This window comes from Archangium sp. Cb G35, assembly GCF_001896145.1.
Classification (GTDB): domain Bacteria; phylum Myxococcota; class Myxococcia; order Myxococcales; family Myxococcaceae; genus Archangium; species Archangium violaceum.
Window position 1 is genome coordinate 182,115 of the sequence record NZ_MPOI01000003.1, and the last position, 14,417, is coordinate 196,531.

Sequence of the window (14,417 nt, forward strand, 5' to 3'; positions counted from 1 at the left end):
CCCACTCCTCCTCCGCCCCCCAACCTCCTCAGGTGCGGTTCGACGCGCCGCGCGCCTGCTGCCAGAGGGCCACCAGCTCCTCCGTGGACTCCGCGTACTGTGCTCCCGAGCCGAAGATGACCTTCAGGTGCTCGCGCGCGCCCTGCCCCCCTACTACTACCATCGCCGGAGCACACGCCTCCACCGCGCTCTGCAACACCTGCCGCAGCTCGTCCGCCTCCCGTCTCCTCACGCACGAGAGCGCCACCACGTCCGGATTCAACTGCACACATGCCCCCCGCAGGGCCTCGGCCGGTGTGTCCGCTCCCAGAAACGTCACCTGCCAGCCCCTGCGCTTGAGGTGCAGGCCCAGTGCCAGCAACCCGCCCTCGTGCATGTCACGTTCCGGACAGGCCAGTAGCACCCGGGGGCCTCCCGGCCGGGAGTCCTCCGCCAGCAGCAGCGTCCGCAGCCGCTGGCGGATGAGCGCCGAGGCCAGGTGCTCCCGTGCGATGTCCAGCCGATGCTCCATCTCCCGCAGCAGCGGCATGAGCACGGTGTCCACGTAGGGCTCCACCGCCATGGCCGCCTGCGCCTCGCCCAGCACCCGGTCCGCCGCTTCCCCGTTCAACACCATCACCGCCGACCAGAAACGCTCCTCCAGCCGCTCGCGCACCGGCAGCTCCGCCACCGGCACCGAGCGCACCTGGGCAATGGCCTCGCTCACCGACAGGCCCTCGGAGATGAGCTTCGCCACCCGGTGGATGTTCTCCACCTCTTCCCGAGAGTAGACGCGGTAGTTGCTCTCCGTGCGGTGCGGGCGCGGAAAGCCATAGCGCCGCTCCCACGCCCGCAGCGTGGCCTCGCGAATGCCCGTCAGCCGGGCGATGGTCCGGATGCGCAACGTCATGCCGAGGGCGCCCTCCCCCGCACCGCGTCCCAGCGCTCCGCCACCCCCAGCCCTCCCGACACCACCCGCGTGAAGCCCTCCAGGCCCGTCACCCCGGAGAGCCGGCGCACCGAGCCCTCCAGCTCCGACTGGAAGCGCGCCAGCGCTCCCGCCCCGTGCGGCGCTCCCACCTCCACCAATACGTCCGGCCGCTCGTGCTCGAAGAAGGCGTAGCGGATGGCCAGCGGCACGCACTCCACCTGCCCCACCCGCGCCAGCAGCTCCACCCCGCGCTCCAGCTTCAACGGCAGCACCCCGAAGGGGCGCAGCCCGCCCTCCGGGAAGATGCACACCGCGGCTCCCGGCCTTCCCAGCAGCTCACGCGCGTAGCGCAGCGTCTCCAGCGACGAGGCCGCCTCGCCCCGGCGGATGCTGAAGGCGCCCAGCCTCGACAGGAAACGGTAGCGCTCCAGGTTCCGCTCCTCCATCACGCAGTACGTGTCCCAGCCCGCCGCCTGCCCCACCTGGTGCAGCACGAAGCCGTCCCACCAGTTGGAGTGGTTCGCGTACACCAGCCGCGCCCCCTCTCCTCCCGGCAACTGCCCGCGCACCCACAAGCCCCGGAACGCCGACCGGAACTTCCACCCCACGTACCCGTCGAGCACCCACCCGAAGAGCCCTCCCTTCGCCGCGCGTATCACGGCGCTCGCGCCTCCCGCCGCGAGAGAAGCACCGTGAAGAGCGTCAGCCCGAGCGACACCATCACGCTCGTCAGCAGGAAGAAGAAGATCTCCTCCAACGGCACCCCGGCCACGTACACGCCCAGGTGCTTTCCCTCACCGAAATTCCAGATGCCCACGCGGATGGCCAGGTGGTCCGCCACCGCCAGGTACGTCCCCACTATCAGCGCCGGCGGCAGCACCGCGCGCAGCACCGCCCACGTGCGGCTCCGGAAGTGGTGCACCAGAAACCCCAGCTGCAGCACGATGAAGGGCACCGCCCACGCAAACAGGTGGATCATGTACGCCCAGCGCGACTCCATCATGACGCCACCTCCTCGGCGTCCAGTGGCTGCTTCGGTGCTTCCGTACTCCCGGCCGGACGCCGCTGGGGCTCGGACGCCTCCAGCACCCGGAGCAGCCTCGCGCGCGCCCACAGGCCCACCAGCACCGTCTGCAGCCCGAAGAAGAGGTACTCCTCCAGCGGCAGGTAGCCCAGCTTGATGCCCCAGATGAGCTCCGGCTTGAAACCCCACAGGCCCCACTTCACCGCCAGGTTGTCCCACGGCGACGTCGCCGCGTAGACCACCACCAGCAACACCCCCATGGGCGCCAGCCCCCGCGGCGTCAGCGTGCGCCGGTAGCGCACCAGCAGGAAGAGAATCGGCAGGACCACGAACAGTCCCAGGAAACGTGCGTACGTCATCCCCGGCCTCCACCGAGCTCCGGCGACATCCGGCCACCGGAATGCAATTCGTAGGTGCGGCCCCTCCACGTCACCCGCGACGGCCGCACGAGAGAAGTCATGAACGCGGCGAGCAACAGCGCCTCGCCCAACAGCCAGTCCCACAGCAACGGGGACGGAGAGGTGAACCCGGCACCCTCACCCCGTCCCTCTCCCGGGGGGAGAGGGGAAGTGAGTACGGTCAGGCGCCAGGAGAGGAGGGTTCTCACCGTCAGGAGACCCGCGACTCCCACGAGCAGCCACACCGAGCCCGTGAACAGGCCTAGTGCCAACAACGGCCACGTCGGAGTGAAGAGCAGTGGCACCGTCGGATACAGCCCTGGACGGTGGCTGCTCAGCACCTGCATCCACCTCGTGAAGCGCTCCAGCGCCGCGCTCCACGTCCCCGGCGCCATCGGCACCACCGCCGGTACTTCGCACAGCTCCACCTCGAGGCCCTTCGCGTGCAACCGCTTGGAGAGCTCCAGGTCCTCGCCGATGTGATCCTCCAGCGCCCGCAGCTCTTCCACCGCCCGGTCGCTCAACCCGAGCGCCTTGCCGCACACCGCCCTCGCCCCCGCGCTCATCACGTGCAGCGCCCGGAAGCTGTGGTGCGTGCGGCGCAGCAGCCCCGCCACCGCCCGGTCCGCCAACGCCCGCTCGCCCACCGGCGTCGGCGCCGCCGTGCTCAGCGCCGCCCCCGCCGCTACCGGCGCCGCCAGGCCTTCCACCAGCTCGCCCGTCACCGCCACGTCCGCGTCCACCACCAGTACCACCCGCCCGTCCCGCGGCAGCTTCTCCAGCGCGTACAGCAGGTGTCCCACCTTCCGGTTCGGCGCCACCGGATCGCTCCGCAGCCACTGCACGTCCTCGGGCAGCCGCGGCCGCTGCGGCGAGAGCACCACGTGCGTCAGCGGCCCCTCGTAGCCGATGGGCCTCGACAGGTTCTCCAGCTCCCGCTCCGTGGGCACGTCCACCGGCCGCAGCAGCAACACCGGCACCCGCGTGGACCCCGGCGCGCGGCGGCGCTGGCTCAGCAGGCGTCCCAGCGCCACCGCGCTGAAGCCTCCCGCCAGCACCACCCAGCCCAGGCCCATGGCCTCCAGCGCATTCATGTCCCGCGCTCCACGCGCGTGCGGAAGTGCGCCATCCAGCGGATGAAGGGCGAGTGGAACCGGCGGAAGTCCGCCACCTCCCCCATCACGTCCAGCCCGTCCCGCCGCGCCTCCACCCGCGCGTAGAAGGGCGAGGACTCCAGCAGTCTCGGCTCGCCCACGGCCTCGTTGCCCGCGTACAGCCGCGATGGCACACGCAGGCCCCACCCCGTCAGGCGCGTGTCCCGCGCCTCCGCCAGCAGCGGCCTGCGCTCGGACTTCGTGCCCAGCGCGCCCGCCGTCACCCGCAGCGGCGCCACTCCGCCCGGCAGGTGGTAGTCCACCACCGTCTCCTCCGGGCCGTGCACCCGCGCCCAGTGCCACCCCGGCAGCCGCGCGCCCAGCAACTCCTCGCCATGGTTGGTGTCGTGGTAGCCGATTCCCTCCGCCACCACGCCCTCGGAGGACACCTCCAGCCGCGCCTTCGCCCGGGGCGCCAGCGCCCGCCAGTAGTGCGGCAGCCCCGGCACCAGCTGCACCTCCTCCGCCGCCGTCACCTGCGGCTCCAGCTCCAGCCGCGCTCGCACCGGCCCACCGAAGGGCGCGCACCGCTCGTCCACCTCCATGCGCACCGTGCCGTCCAGCCCGTACTCCAGCAGCGAGCGGCCGATGCGCAGCGCCCGGCCATCCCGCTGCACCTCCACCGCCGCATGCGGGTACTCGCTCAACACCCAGCGCCGGTTCGTGCTCCGGTGGTACAGCGCGAAGTTCACCGCGCAGTGCTCCAACGGCAGCGCGCCCCGCTTCACCCCCGCCGAGTAGCGCGGAGAGAAGAGCGAGCCCATCATGAAGATGCACACCGCGCTGTACTCGCCCGCCGTCACGTCGGCGTAGAACCAACGGTACGCCCCCGAGGTGCCCGGCGGCGCCGGCAGCGCGTCCCGCCACGCGTACCCCTCCGGCGAAACGGGGATGGCGAGTTCCATCCGCCTCATGCGCTCCTCCGCAGGTGCTCGGACGCCATCTCCGCGGCGAAGCGGCCCGACAGCATCACCAGTGGAACCCCGCCGCCCGGGTGCGTGCCTCCACCCGCGAAGAAGAGCCCCGGCGTCCCGCCCCGGATGCGCGGACGGCGGAAGGGACCGAACTTCCCGTGCGGCAGGAAGCCGTAGATGGAGCCACCCGGCGCGCCCAGGGCCGCCAGATCCACCGGCGTGCGCTGCCCCACCACCCGCATGCGCCCGCGCAGCTCCGGGTAGTGCGCCAGCAACTTGTCGAACATCTGTGTCTTCACCCGCTCGGCCTGCAGCTCCCACGCGGCCGCCGCCCGCTCAGACGCGGCCGGCTCGCGCGGCAGCGCCGGGGCATTCACCATGACGAAGAGCCCCGTCTTGTCCGGCGGCGCCACCGTCGGATCCGACGCCGAGGGGTTGCAGAAATACACCGTCGGATCATCGGCCAGCTGGCCCCCGAAGAGCTCGTCGAACTCGCGGCGGTAGTCCCGGCCGAAGAGCACCGTGTGGTGAGGCAGCGCGGGGCGGCCGTCCACCTCCAGCAGCAGCACGTAGCCCGACAGCGACAGCGGCTCGCTTTCCCGCCCCAGTTTGTCCAGCGGGTCCGCGTTCACCACCACCGAGTCGAAGCGCGCCTCTCCGCCCGGAGGCCCCACGAGGTACCCCCGCGCGTCGCGCTTGTAGCCCACCCGCGCGTTGAGGTGCACCTTCACGCCCTGGCGTTTCACCGCCGCGCCCAGCGCGTCCACCAGCGCGCCGATGCCACCCCGCACGTGGTGCACGCCATACGCGCGCTCGATGTGGGGGATGAGGGCGTAGGCCGCGCTCGCCTCGTACGGCGAGGCCCCCGCGTACGTGGCGAAGCGGCCCACGAACTGCTGCATGTGGTCCGTCTTGAAGTGGGCCCGCGCCAGCTCGTCCAGCGTGGCCAGCTTCATCCCCTTGGCCATCGCCGTCACGCCCCGCCGCGCCACCCGCGCCATGAAGCCGGCCATGCCCTCGAAGGGCGCCTCCAGGTACGGCTCGCCCGCGGCGCGCCAGATGGCCTCGGCCTCCTCGTAGAAGCCGAACACCCCACGCCGCTCACTGGACCGTAGCTCGCCCGCGCTCTGCGCCGTGCGCTCGAGGTCCCTGTACGCCACGAAGCCGCACCCGTCCGCGAAGCGGTAGGTGCACTGGGGCTCCAGCTCGGCGATGGGCGGCAACAGGTCCGCCCCGCCCAGCCGCTCGAACAGCCCCTTGACCACGTCCGGCAGCGTGAGCAGCGTGGGTCCGGTGTCCAGCCGGAGCCCATCCACCCGCACGCACTGCGCCTTTCCTCCGAGGGTAGGGCTGCCCTCGAAGAGCGTGACGTCGTGGCCCTCCTTCGCCAGGAGCCCGGCGGCCGTCAGCCCTCCGATTCCGCCGCCCACCACCGCGACACGCATCGTCTTCATCTCGAGGCCCCCTTCCGCCGGACCTCCTCGGCGAGGATCTCCCGTGCTCGCTCCGGCCGGTAGACGCGCTCACGCGCCAGACGCTCGGCGACGATCTCCACCAGCTCGCCCTGGGCGCCCGCCTCCGCGGCCACGCGCCGAGCGTGCAGCGCCATGTGGCCCTTCTGGATGCCCTCGGTGGACAGCGCCTTGAGCGCCGCCAGGTTGGTGGCCAGTCCCGCCGCCGCTGCCACTCCGGCCAGGTCCACCGCGCTCGTCACCCGCGCCAGCTTCAGTGCCCGCTGCACGCCCGGATGGGTACGCGCCGCGCCGCCCACCGTGGACGTGGCCAGGGGCATCTCCAGCAGGCCCACCAGCTCGCCCGCCGGGCCCTTCTTCCACGCGGTGAGCGGCCGGTACACGCCCGAGCGCGCCGCGTACGCGTGCGCCCCCGCTTCCACCGCGCGCCAGTCGTTGCCGCATGCCACCAGCACCGCGTCCACTCCGTTCATCACACCCTTATTGTGGGTGACGGCCCGGTATGGATCCATCTCCGCGAACGACTGGGCCTCGAGGATGGCGTCGCGCACCGCCTCGCCCTCGGTAAAACCCTCGGAGACCAGCGCCGCCGCTGGCACCGTCGCGCGCACGTACACCTTCCGGCGATCCGCCAGGTTGGTGAGGATCTTCAACCCCACCCGGCCGCCCGAGAGGGCCGCGAGCCGGGGAGCCATCCGCTCGGCCAGGCCGTTGACGAGGTTGGCCCCCATGGCGTCCCGGGTATCCACATGCACGTGGACGACGAGCGTGGTGGCGTCCAGCACGCGCACCTCCAGCTCCCGCGCCCCGCCGCCCCGGGCGCACATGGCGCCCATCCCCGCGTTGGCCTCGGCCAGCAGCTCCGCCGCGTGGGCGCGCAGCACGGCCTCGGCGTTGGCCAGCACGGGCACCTCCAGCAGCTGCACCTGGGCGGTGGTGATGGGCTCGTCCCACGACACGGAGAAGCCACCGCCCTCGGCGCACAGGCGCGCGGCGTAGCTGGCCGCGGCGATGATGGAGGGCTCCTCCACCGACATGGGCACCAGCCGGTCCTGCCCGTTCACCACGAAGTTGAGCGCCAGGCCCAGCGGCAGGCCGTGCAGGCCGATGACGTTCTCCACCATGGCGTCCGCGCAGGCCTCGTCGAAGCCGCCCAGCCCCGCGCACGCCTCGGCCTCCTCCGGCGCCAGCCAGCGCGACTCCACCAGCCGTGTCCGGCGGCTCTCCGGCGTCTGCCGGTAGAAACCCGACAGGCGCGAGGAGCGCTTCACCTTCAACGTCTGTACCTTGTCGTCGCTCATAACCGCACTCCCGTGGTGACCCCCGTGGGCAGCAGGGGCACCGACACCTCGGGCGTCTGCGGCGCGGGCAGCACCGCCGCCGGCCGCACCAGGATGGTGGAAGCCAACGCCAGCTTGCGCTTGCCCGGCACCGACAGCCGGCCCTGGAAGACGTCGTAGTCGTTCTCCTCGATGACGCGCAAAATGTCCCCGTAGATGGAGCCCATCAGCTTCACCATGCGCTGGCAGCCGAAGCCGGTGAGCGCGGGGATGCCCGCCGCCGCCCGCGAGTAGTACGCGCGCGCCCGGTCGATCTGGAAGCGCATGAAGCCGCGCCACCGGTCATCCACCACGCCCGCGCGCAGGTCGTCCACCGTGAGGCCGAAGGCCGCCAGCTCCTCCAGCGGCAGGTAGACGCGGTCTCGGTCCAGGTCCTCCTTCACGTCCCGGAGGATGTTGGTGAGCTGCATGGCGCGGCCCAGGTCCGCCGCCGGCCCGAGTGCCCACTCCGCCGAGCACCCGAGCATGGGCGCCATCATCAGCCCCACCACGCCGGCCACCCGGTAGCAGTACAGGTCCAGCTCGGCCCAGCTCTCGTAGCGGCGCTGCGTCAGATCCATCTCCATGCCGGAGATGAGGTCCTGCATGGGCTGCTCGGGGACGCGGAAGCGGCGGATGACGTCCTGCAGGGCGGCGAACTCGGAGGGATCCCACGGGCCATCACCACCGCTGGCGCGCGTGGCGGGCGGAGGCATGCGCGGGTCTCCCAGCTCCGGCACGTCCACGAAGAGCTCGGCCACGGCCCGGCGCGCACGTATCAGCCGCTCGCCCAGGTCCTCGGGCACCGCGCCCCGGTCCGCGCCGTCCGCCACGTCCACCATGTCGTCCAAGCGCCGGCAGTAGGCATAGAGGGCGAACGCCGCCTTGCGCCGCATTCCGAAAAGCATGAAGGAAGCGAAGAAGAAGCTCTTGGCGTGATGACGCGTCACGCGCTCCGCCATCTCGTAACCACGTGTCACCAGGGTGTTGTCGGACTTCCTCATGCCGCCTCCTCGATTGCTGCGCGTCCGTCACTTCCGGGCTCCGTCACCACATCCGCCGCTCCCGACCACGCCAGGATGCGTTCCACGGCCAGCCGCGCCGAAATGAGCACCGTGGGAAGCCCGGTGCCCGGCTGCGTGGAGGCCCCCACGAAGAACAGGTTCCGCACCCGTGCATCCTGGTTCGCGGGGCGGAAGGGGCCAATCTGGAAGAAATTCTGCGCCAGCCCGAAGGCGCTGCCCCGGGCCAGGTTGAAGGTGGCCGCCCAGTCATCCGGCGTGTAGACGCGCTCCACCTCGATGTCCCGCTCCAGCTCCGGGTAGCCCAGCTCGGCCAGGCGCCGGAACACCTTGGCCCTCACCTTCGGGCCCTCCACCTTCCAGTCCAGCCCCGGGTGCTGATGCGGCACCGGCACCAGGATGTAGAGCGCGTCCTTGCCCGGCGGCGCCAGGCTCGGGTCCGTATGCGCCGGTGCGTTGACGTAGAAGCTGGGGTCCTCGGGCACGCGGAAGCGCTCGAAGATGTCGTCGAACGAGCCCTTGTAGTCGCGGCCGAACACCACGTTGTGGTGGTGGAGCCCCTCGTACCGGCGCTTGAGTCCCAGGTAGAGCATGTATCCGCTGGACGTGTAGCGAAGCTTCTCCGCGCGCTTGAGCCGGGTGACGCCCGGATCCAGCAGCTTCTCGTACGCGTAGGGGAGATCCGCGTTACACAGAACCACGTCCGCCTTCACCACCTGCCCGTCCTCGAGCTCCACGCCCACCGCGCGCGAGCCCCCGGTGAGGATGCGCTTGACGGGTGTGCCGTAGTGCAGCCGTACACCCTCCTCGCGCGCCACCTTCTCCAGCGCGAGGGGAATCGCATACAGGCCCCCCTTGGGGAACCACACGCCCACGCCCAGCTCCGTGAAGGGCAGCAGCCCGTACACCGCCGGCGAGGCGAAGGGCGACACGCCCAGGTACATCGTCTGGAAGGTCATCGCCGCGCGCAGGCGCTCGTCCTGGAAGAAGCGGCTGACGTCCGCGTACATGCGGCGGTGGGCGCGCACTTGAAAAATCTTCTTCAGCACCGAGGGCGCGAAGTAGTCGGAGATGCCCGCGTAGTTGCGGCCCACCAGATGATCCAGGCTGGTACGGTACTGGGTGCGGCCCTGGGCGAGGAAGGCGAGGTAGCGCGCGTAGCTGCCGGGCTCTATCCGCTCCAGCTCGCGCCCCATGGCGCACAGCTCGGAGGTGAAGGTGATGGCCGAGCCGTCGCGGTAGTGGATGCGGTAGTTCGGGTCACACCGCACGAGCGTGAGGTAGTCCTCCAGGCGCCGGCCGAGCGAGGCGAACGTCTCCTGGAACACCTCGGGCATGAGGACGATGGTGGGGCCGATGTCCCAGGTGAAGCCGTCCACCTGGAGGCGGTTGCAGCGCCCGCCGGGGCCGTCCGTCTTCTCGAAGAGCTGGACGTCGAAGCCCTGGTGGGCCAGCCGCGCCGCCGCCGCGAGCCCGCCGACGCCCGCGCCCACCACCACCGCCTGTCGCTTGCCACTGCTCACGGTACGGCTCCTCTCAAACGATGCGGTGTGCCAGCTGGCCGATGAGGGCCTGCACCAGCTCACGCAGGCCATTGGGGTTGGGCAGCTCCGCGAGCGCGTGCACCGCGCCGTGCGAGGCCCGTGTCACCAGATGCTCGGTGGCGCTCCGCCCCCCGCTCTCCTCCACCAGCCGGCGCACCCGCCCGAGCGCGAGCTCATCCCTCCGCTCGGCGGGCAGGCTCCACAGCGCCTCCAGCTCCCGGCGCGCCTCGGGCAGTGCCCGGGACCAGGCCGCCGCCACCGGAAAGGTCCGCCGGCCCCGGAGGAAGTCGCACCGCGGAGCCTGGACGGCCCCTCGCGCCTCTCCGAAGAGGCCCCTCAACTCCTCGCGCAGCTCGTGGGCCAACCCCATGTGGCAACCCACGCGCGCGAACCGCAGCCGCAGCTCCGCGTCCGCCCCGGCCAGCATCGCCCCGCACACCAGGGCCGGCGCCAGCCCCTCGCGCACCATCCGCAGACGCGCCAGGCGCCAGGTCCGGAGCACGCCGCCGGGGCCCAGGAACGCACCGCCCCGCTCCAGCTCCGCGTAGCGCCCCACCGCCGAGTAGCGGCACAGCTTCAGGAAGTACTGGCTGGCCTGCGTGGCGCCCGGCAGCTCCGAGCCCAGCAGCGTCTCCATGGCGCGAGCGTAGAGGTGGTCTCCCACCACCACGGACAGGTGCTGGCCGGTGGCGCCCGGTGCCAGCAGGTGGTGCAGCGTCAACCCTCCGCGCCGCAGCACCGACTGCTCCGCCGCGTCGTCATGGATGGCCGCGCAGGCATGCAGCAGCTCCAGCCCCGCGGCGAAGCGCCACAAGCCCGCCGGCACGGACGCCGAGCCGCGCGCCAGGCAATAGCCCGCCAGCAGCAACGCCGGCCGCATCCTCCAGGTGGGGCGCAACACGTACTCGCGGACGTAGCCCAGGGCTTCCGTCCAACGAATGTCCAACCTGGCCTCGTCCGGCAGCTCCAACAGTTCCGCCAGCGACGCATCCACCCGGGCCCGCACCAACTGCAGCCACGCCTGCTCCACCGAGGGAGCCGGCATGGGCGCTGCAGAGATGAAGGGCGTGAGCCCCATGCAACCTACCTCCCGGCGGATGGGTGACCTCTGTGTAGGAGGTAACCTTTGTGTCCACATTCTGTCAAGGCTATGTTCAAGGTTCGTACAAGCTTCGTTCACAGGAGGCCCCGATGACTGCACGGATTGCTGGCATGCTGACGGCGGCTTTGTTGGCCGTGAATCCATCGCTCGCCGCCGAGCCACAGGTTGGACCGATGGATGCAACCTTGCGGGGCTCCAACGGAAAGGAAGTGGCGCTCTCCAGCTGGCGGGGAAAACCCGTCATTCTTTTTTATGAGGATCGCCACTCCACGACACTCAACTCGTCCTTGAAGGAGGCCCTCTTCTCGAAGGGCCGGGAACTGGGGCTGTTGGACGCGGCGTCCGTGGTGGCGGTGGCCAACCTGGAGTCGTTCAACTTCTTCCCCGCTCGGGGCATCGCCTTGTCCCACGTGCGCGACGAGGAGAAGAAGTGGGGCATTCCCATCCTGGTGGACCTGAAGGGCACCCTGGGGGCGGCGCCGTGGAACCTGCCCACCAAGACCTCCTCGGTGTTGCTGCTGGACAGTCAGGGGGCGCTCGTCTACCGCTACTCCGGCCGCATGAAGGAAGAGGATCAGAAGGCCTTCTTCCAGACACTCGGCGCCCTGCTCGGCCGGGAGATTCCCGAGGAGAGCCACCCATGAAAGTCGCCGTCACCGGAGCCAGTGGTTTCCTCGGCCCGCTCTTCGTCCAGCGGTTGATGGAGAGGGGCCACACCGTTCACGTGCTGGCGAGGAACGTGGAGCGCACGCTGGGCAAGCTGCCCCAGGGGGTGGGCGGCTCCTTCTTCGACGCGGCCACGCCCCTGTCCCCGGAGGCCCTGGGAGGAGCCGAGGCGGTGGTGAACCTGGCGGGCGAGCCGGTGGCACAGCGGTGGACGGAGAGCGCGCGCCAGCGCATCCATGACAGCCGGGTGGTGGGGACGCGGTTGCTGGTGGAGGCCATGCGGGCGGCGGGCACGGTGCGGCACTTCGTGTCGGCCTCGGCCATCGGCTACTACGGAGATCGGGGCGCGGAGCCACTCACGGAGAGCAGCGCGCCCGGGGACGACTTCCTCGCGCGGGTGTGCCGGGATTGGGAGGCCGAGGCCCAGCAGGCGGCCACGGCGGGCATCCGCACGGTGACGGCGCGCATCGGCGTGGTGGTGCACCCGGAGGGCGGCGCGCTCCAGCAGGTGCTGCCCCTCTTCCGCCTGGGCGTGGGTGGGAGGATGGGCTCGGGGCGGCAGTACATGAGCTGGGTGGACCGCGAGGACACGCTGGGCCTGCTGCTCTTCGCGCTGGAGAACCCGGAGCTGAAGGGCCCGCTGAACGTGACGGCGCCGGAGCCGGTGACGAACGCGGACTTCGCGCGGGCCCTGGGGGCGGTGCTCCACCGGCCGGCGGTGCTGCCGGTGCCCGGCTTCGCGCTGAAGGTGGTGATGGGGGAGATGTCCGAGGCGGTGCTGGGAGGCCAGCGGGTCCTGCCCCGGCGTGCGCTCGAGGCCGGCTACCGCTTCCAGCACCCCGAGCTGACCGGCGCCCTCCGCGCGATGCTGGGGTGAGGGCGCGGCTTCACGTTTCTTCACGTACGATTGGGTTGCGGCGCACGGGGCGCCGATGAGTATTCGGACCCACATGCGCTTCACGCTTCAATCCCTCATCTTCTTCGGCACCATGTCCCTGCTCGTGGTGCTGGGGCATGTCTACCTGTACCGTCGGCTCTTCCGGGACACGGCGAAGCACCCCCACTGGCGGCGGGCCGGCGTGGTGCTGATGGGCCTGCTGGCCACGCTCATGACGAGCTGGTGGTTCGTGCCGCGCCTGCTGCCCGGGGAGACGGCGTCCGTCCTCTCGCGGCTCAACTGGTTCTGGATGGGGGTGGCCACCTACCTGCTGCTGGCGGTGCTGTCGCTGGGGGGTCTGCGCGGACTCACCGGCTGGTTGAAGCGCGGCCGCGTGGCGGAGGCGCCCGTGGCCCCGGTGGTGGACCCGGTGGTGGATGAAGCGCGGCGGCAGTTCCTCGCCCGGACGACGGCGGGGGTGGCGCTGGCGGCCACGGGAGGCGTGGCCGGCTACGGCGTGTGGCGCGCCTACCACCCGCCGGTGGTGAACGAGGTGGCGGTGAAGCTGCCCGGCCTGCCCAAGGCGCTGGACGGCTTCAGCATCATCCAGCTCAGCGACGTGCACGTGGGCCCGCTCATCCAGCGCCGCTTCATGGACGCGGTGGTGGCGCAGTGCAACGGCCTGAAGGGCGACCTGGTGTGCATCACGGGAGACCTGGTGGACGGCCGGGTGGCGCAGCTGGGGCACGGGGTGGGCGCGCTGAGCAACCTGCGCTCACGGCACGGCACGTACTTCGTCACCGGCAACCACGAGTACTATTCGGGTGACGAGGAGTGGGCCGAGGCGCTCACGCGCATGGGCGTGACGGTACTGCGCAACCGCCACGTGCGCATTGGCGAGCCGGGAGCCTCGTTCGACCTGGTGGGCGTGGACGACTGGGGCGCCCACCGCTCGGGCTACCCGCGCGAGCGCAGCTATGACCTGGCGGCGGCCACGGCGGGGAGGGATCCGTCACGTGCCTCGGTTCTGTTGGCGCATCAACCAGCGGGCTGGCGCGAGCACGCGCTGAAGGCGGGCATGGGGCTGCAGCTGTCCGGGCACACCCATGGGGGGCAGTTCTTCCCTTTCAACCTGGTGGTATCTGCCATCTGGGAACATGACGCCGGCCTGTTCCGCGAGGGAGACAGCCACATCTACGTGAGCCGCGGCACGGGCTTCTGGGGCCCCCCCCTGCGGGTGGCCGCCCCGCCGGAGATCGTCAAGGTGACCCTCCTGGCATGACACGACGTGACGCAACTCGCCGTGCGTGGGTAGGATAATCACGTAGATGCGTAAGGCAGCGGCGAAGCGGGAGATCAAGCAGGAGCGCGCGGCTCGGACGCGAGTGGAGATCCTGGAGGCGGCCATCACGCTGTTCGCGAGACGAGGAATCCTCGCGACGACGATGGCACAGCTGGCCAAGGCGATCCGGATGACACCGGGGGCGCTCTACTGGCACTTCCCCACGAAGGAGGACCTGCTGCTGGCGGCCATCGACGAGCTGCACGCGCGTTACCTCGCCGAGTTCGAGGTGGTGTTGGACGAGCACCGCCAGCATTCGGCGAGCGTCCAGCTGAAGAGCTTCATGGAGCGCACGCAGCAGTTCCTGCGCTACCACCGCGAGTACGGCATCTTCTTCGGGATGGTGTCGGCGGAGTCGGCGGAGAACAACGACCGGGTGGCGGATGCCATCCGGGAGAAGCTGGGCATCTACGTCCTGGCGGTGGAGAACATCATCCGCTACGGCCAGGACAAGACGAAGGAGTTCCGGCTGGACGTGGACGCGCACCAGGCCGCGCACAACATCATCGGCGGCTACATCGGCGCGGTGGTGCACCAGAACCTGTTCCGCGAGTCGGTGACGTACGACGCCACGCTCACCACGCTGGCGCGGCTGCTGGTGGAAGGCATCGTCGCGCGCTGAAACGGCAACGCCCCCCGCGTCACCCGGACTGCGTGACACGGAGGGCGTGAG

At 70.9% G+C, this 14,417-nt stretch carries 15 protein-coding genes; 4 read left to right on the top strand and 11 right to left on the bottom strand.

Annotated features, from left to right (window positions below; genetic code table 11):
- Positions 1 to 28: 28 nt before the first annotated feature.
- The 11 genes from BO221_RS57300 to BO221_RS11295 are packed head-to-tail and all read right to left on the bottom strand — an operon-like array spanning position 29 to position 10,835.
- Complete coding sequence (locus BO221_RS57300; RefSeq protein ID WP_073560421.1) at positions 29 to 889, bottom strand: MerR family transcriptional regulator; 861 nt, start codon at positions 887 to 889, stop codon at positions 29 to 31.
- On the bottom strand, positions 886 to 1,569 hold the full coding sequence (locus BO221_RS11250; protein WP_073560422.1) for a lysophospholipid acyltransferase family protein: 684 nt from the start codon (positions 1,567 to 1,569) through the stop codon (positions 886 to 888). Before BO221_RS11250 ends, BO221_RS57300 begins: the two co-directional genes overlap by 4 nt.
- Positions 1,566 to 1,913 (bottom strand): lycopene cyclase domain-containing protein, encoded by a 348-nt coding sequence (locus tag BO221_RS11255; protein WP_073560423.1) that lies wholly within the window; start codon positions 1,911 to 1,913, stop codon positions 1,566 to 1,568. The genes BO221_RS11250 and BO221_RS11255 overlap by 4 nt, the downstream gene beginning before the upstream one ends.
- Positions 1,910 to 2,293, bottom strand: a complete 384-nt coding sequence (locus BO221_RS11260) for a lycopene cyclase domain-containing protein (protein ID WP_073560424.1) — start codon at positions 2,291 to 2,293, stop codon at positions 1,910 to 1,912. The genes BO221_RS11255 and BO221_RS11260 overlap by 4 nt, the downstream gene beginning before the upstream one ends.
- Entirely contained in the window at positions 2,290 to 3,426 is a 1,137-nt protein-coding gene (locus BO221_RS11265; RefSeq protein ID WP_073560425.1) for a glycosyltransferase family 2 protein, read from the bottom strand. The genes BO221_RS11260 and BO221_RS11265 overlap by 4 nt, the downstream gene beginning before the upstream one ends.
- Positions 3,423 to 4,400: a carotenoid 1,2-hydratase gene (locus BO221_RS11270; RefSeq protein WP_198956098.1), complete on the bottom strand. Its 978-nt coding sequence runs from the start codon at positions 4,398 to 4,400 to the stop codon at positions 3,423 to 3,425. The genes BO221_RS11265 and BO221_RS11270 overlap by 4 nt, the downstream gene beginning before the upstream one ends.
- Positions 4,397 to 5,854, bottom strand: a complete 1,458-nt coding sequence (locus tag BO221_RS11275) for an NAD(P)/FAD-dependent oxidoreductase (protein WP_073560427.1) — start codon at positions 5,852 to 5,854, stop codon at positions 4,397 to 4,399. Before BO221_RS11275 ends, BO221_RS11270 begins: the two co-directional genes overlap by 4 nt.
- Positions 5,851 to 7,173 (bottom strand): hydroxymethylglutaryl-CoA reductase, degradative, encoded by a 1,323-nt coding sequence (locus BO221_RS11280; protein ID WP_073560428.1) that lies wholly within the window; start codon positions 7,171 to 7,173, stop codon positions 5,851 to 5,853. Before BO221_RS11280 ends, BO221_RS11275 begins: the two co-directional genes overlap by 4 nt.
- Positions 7,170 to 8,195, bottom strand: coding sequence for a phytoene/squalene synthase family protein (locus BO221_RS11285; protein WP_073560429.1), 1,026 nt, complete (start codon positions 8,193 to 8,195; stop codon positions 7,170 to 7,172). Before BO221_RS11285 ends, BO221_RS11280 begins: the two co-directional genes overlap by 4 nt.
- Positions 8,192 to 9,736 (bottom strand): NAD(P)/FAD-dependent oxidoreductase, encoded by a 1,545-nt coding sequence (locus tag BO221_RS11290; protein ID WP_073560430.1) that lies wholly within the window; start codon positions 9,734 to 9,736, stop codon positions 8,192 to 8,194. Before BO221_RS11290 ends, BO221_RS11285 begins: the two co-directional genes overlap by 4 nt.
- 13 nt (positions 9,737 to 9,749) lie before the next feature.
- Positions 9,750 to 10,835 (bottom strand): polyprenyl synthetase family protein, encoded by a 1,086-nt coding sequence (locus BO221_RS11295; protein ID WP_073560431.1) that lies wholly within the window; start codon positions 10,833 to 10,835, stop codon positions 9,750 to 9,752.
- A 113-nt stretch (positions 10,836 to 10,948) separates the two neighbouring features.
- Here BO221_RS11295 and BO221_RS11300 point away from each other — a divergent pair, with 113 nt between their 5' ends.
- Genes BO221_RS11300 through BO221_RS11315 form a run of 4 tightly spaced genes read left to right on the top strand, consistent with a single transcriptional unit; the run spans position 10,949 to position 14,366 of the window.
- On the top strand, positions 10,949 to 11,503 hold the full coding sequence (locus tag BO221_RS11300) for a peroxiredoxin (protein ID WP_073560432.1): 555 nt from the start codon (positions 10,949 to 10,951) through the stop codon (positions 11,501 to 11,503).
- On the top strand, positions 11,500 to 12,402 hold the full coding sequence (locus BO221_RS11305; RefSeq protein WP_073560433.1) for a TIGR01777 family oxidoreductase: 903 nt from the start codon (positions 11,500 to 11,502) through the stop codon (positions 12,400 to 12,402). Before BO221_RS11300 ends, BO221_RS11305 begins: the two co-directional genes overlap by 4 nt.
- 55 nt (positions 12,403 to 12,457) lie before the next feature.
- Positions 12,458 to 13,684, top strand: a complete 1,227-nt coding sequence (locus tag BO221_RS11310) for a metallophosphoesterase (RefSeq protein WP_369864711.1) — start codon at positions 12,458 to 12,460, stop codon at positions 13,682 to 13,684.
- A 46-nt stretch (positions 13,685 to 13,730) separates the two neighbouring features.
- Positions 13,731 to 14,366 carry a TetR/AcrR family transcriptional regulator gene (locus BO221_RS11315; protein WP_073560434.1) on the top strand — a complete coding sequence of 212 codons (636 nt, stop codon included), beginning with the start codon at positions 13,731 to 13,733 and terminating at the stop codon, positions 14,364 to 14,366.
- Positions 14,367 to 14,417: the final 51 nt, after the last annotated feature.

What these genes read in the sequence shown, in the direction of transcription:
- BO221_RS11300 (WP_073560432.1), top strand. Translation starts at nt 10,949, where the DNA reads ATGACTGCACGGATTGCTGGCATGCTGACGGCGGCTTTGTTGGCCGTG.
- BO221_RS11275 (WP_073560427.1), bottom strand. Translation starts at nt 5,854, where the DNA reads ATGAAGACGATGCGTGTCGCGGTGGTGGGCGGCGGAATCGGAGGGCTG.
- BO221_RS11305 (WP_073560433.1), top strand. Translation starts at nt 11,500, where the DNA reads ATGAAAGTCGCCGTCACCGGAGCCAGTGGTTTCCTCGGCCCGCTCTTC.
- BO221_RS57300 (WP_073560421.1), bottom strand. Translation starts at nt 889, where the DNA reads ATGACGTTGCGCATCCGGACCATCGCCCGGCTGACGGGCATTCGCGAG.
- BO221_RS11280 (WP_073560428.1), bottom strand. Translation starts at nt 7,173, where the DNA reads ATGAGCGACGACAAGGTACAGACGTTGAAGGTGAAGCGCTCCTCGCGC.
- BO221_RS11260 (WP_073560424.1), bottom strand. Translation starts at nt 2,293, where the DNA reads ATGACGTACGCACGTTTCCTGGGACTGTTCGTGGTCCTGCCGATTCTC.
- BO221_RS11315 (WP_073560434.1), top strand. Translation starts at nt 13,731, where the DNA reads ATGCGTAAGGCAGCGGCGAAGCGGGAGATCAAGCAGGAGCGCGCGGCT.
- BO221_RS11285 (WP_073560429.1), bottom strand. Translation starts at nt 8,195, where the DNA reads ATGAGGAAGTCCGACAACACCCTGGTGACACGTGGTTACGAGATGGCG.
- BO221_RS11270 (WP_198956098.1), bottom strand. Translation starts at nt 4,400, where the DNA reads ATGAGGCGGATGGAACTCGCCATCCCCGTTTCGCCGGAGGGGTACGCG.
- BO221_RS11295 (WP_073560431.1), bottom strand. Translation starts at nt 10,835, where the DNA reads ATGGGGCTCACGCCCTTCATCTCTGCAGCGCCCATGCCGGCTCCCTCG.
- BO221_RS11310 (WP_369864711.1), top strand. Translation starts at nt 12,458, where the DNA reads ATGAGTATTCGGACCCACATGCGCTTCACGCTTCAATCCCTCATCTTC.
- BO221_RS11265 (WP_073560425.1), bottom strand. Translation starts at nt 3,426, where the DNA reads ATGAATGCGCTGGAGGCCATGGGCCTGGGCTGGGTGGTGCTGGCGGGA.
- BO221_RS11255 (WP_073560423.1), bottom strand. Translation starts at nt 1,913, where the DNA reads ATGATGGAGTCGCGCTGGGCGTACATGATCCACCTGTTTGCGTGGGCG.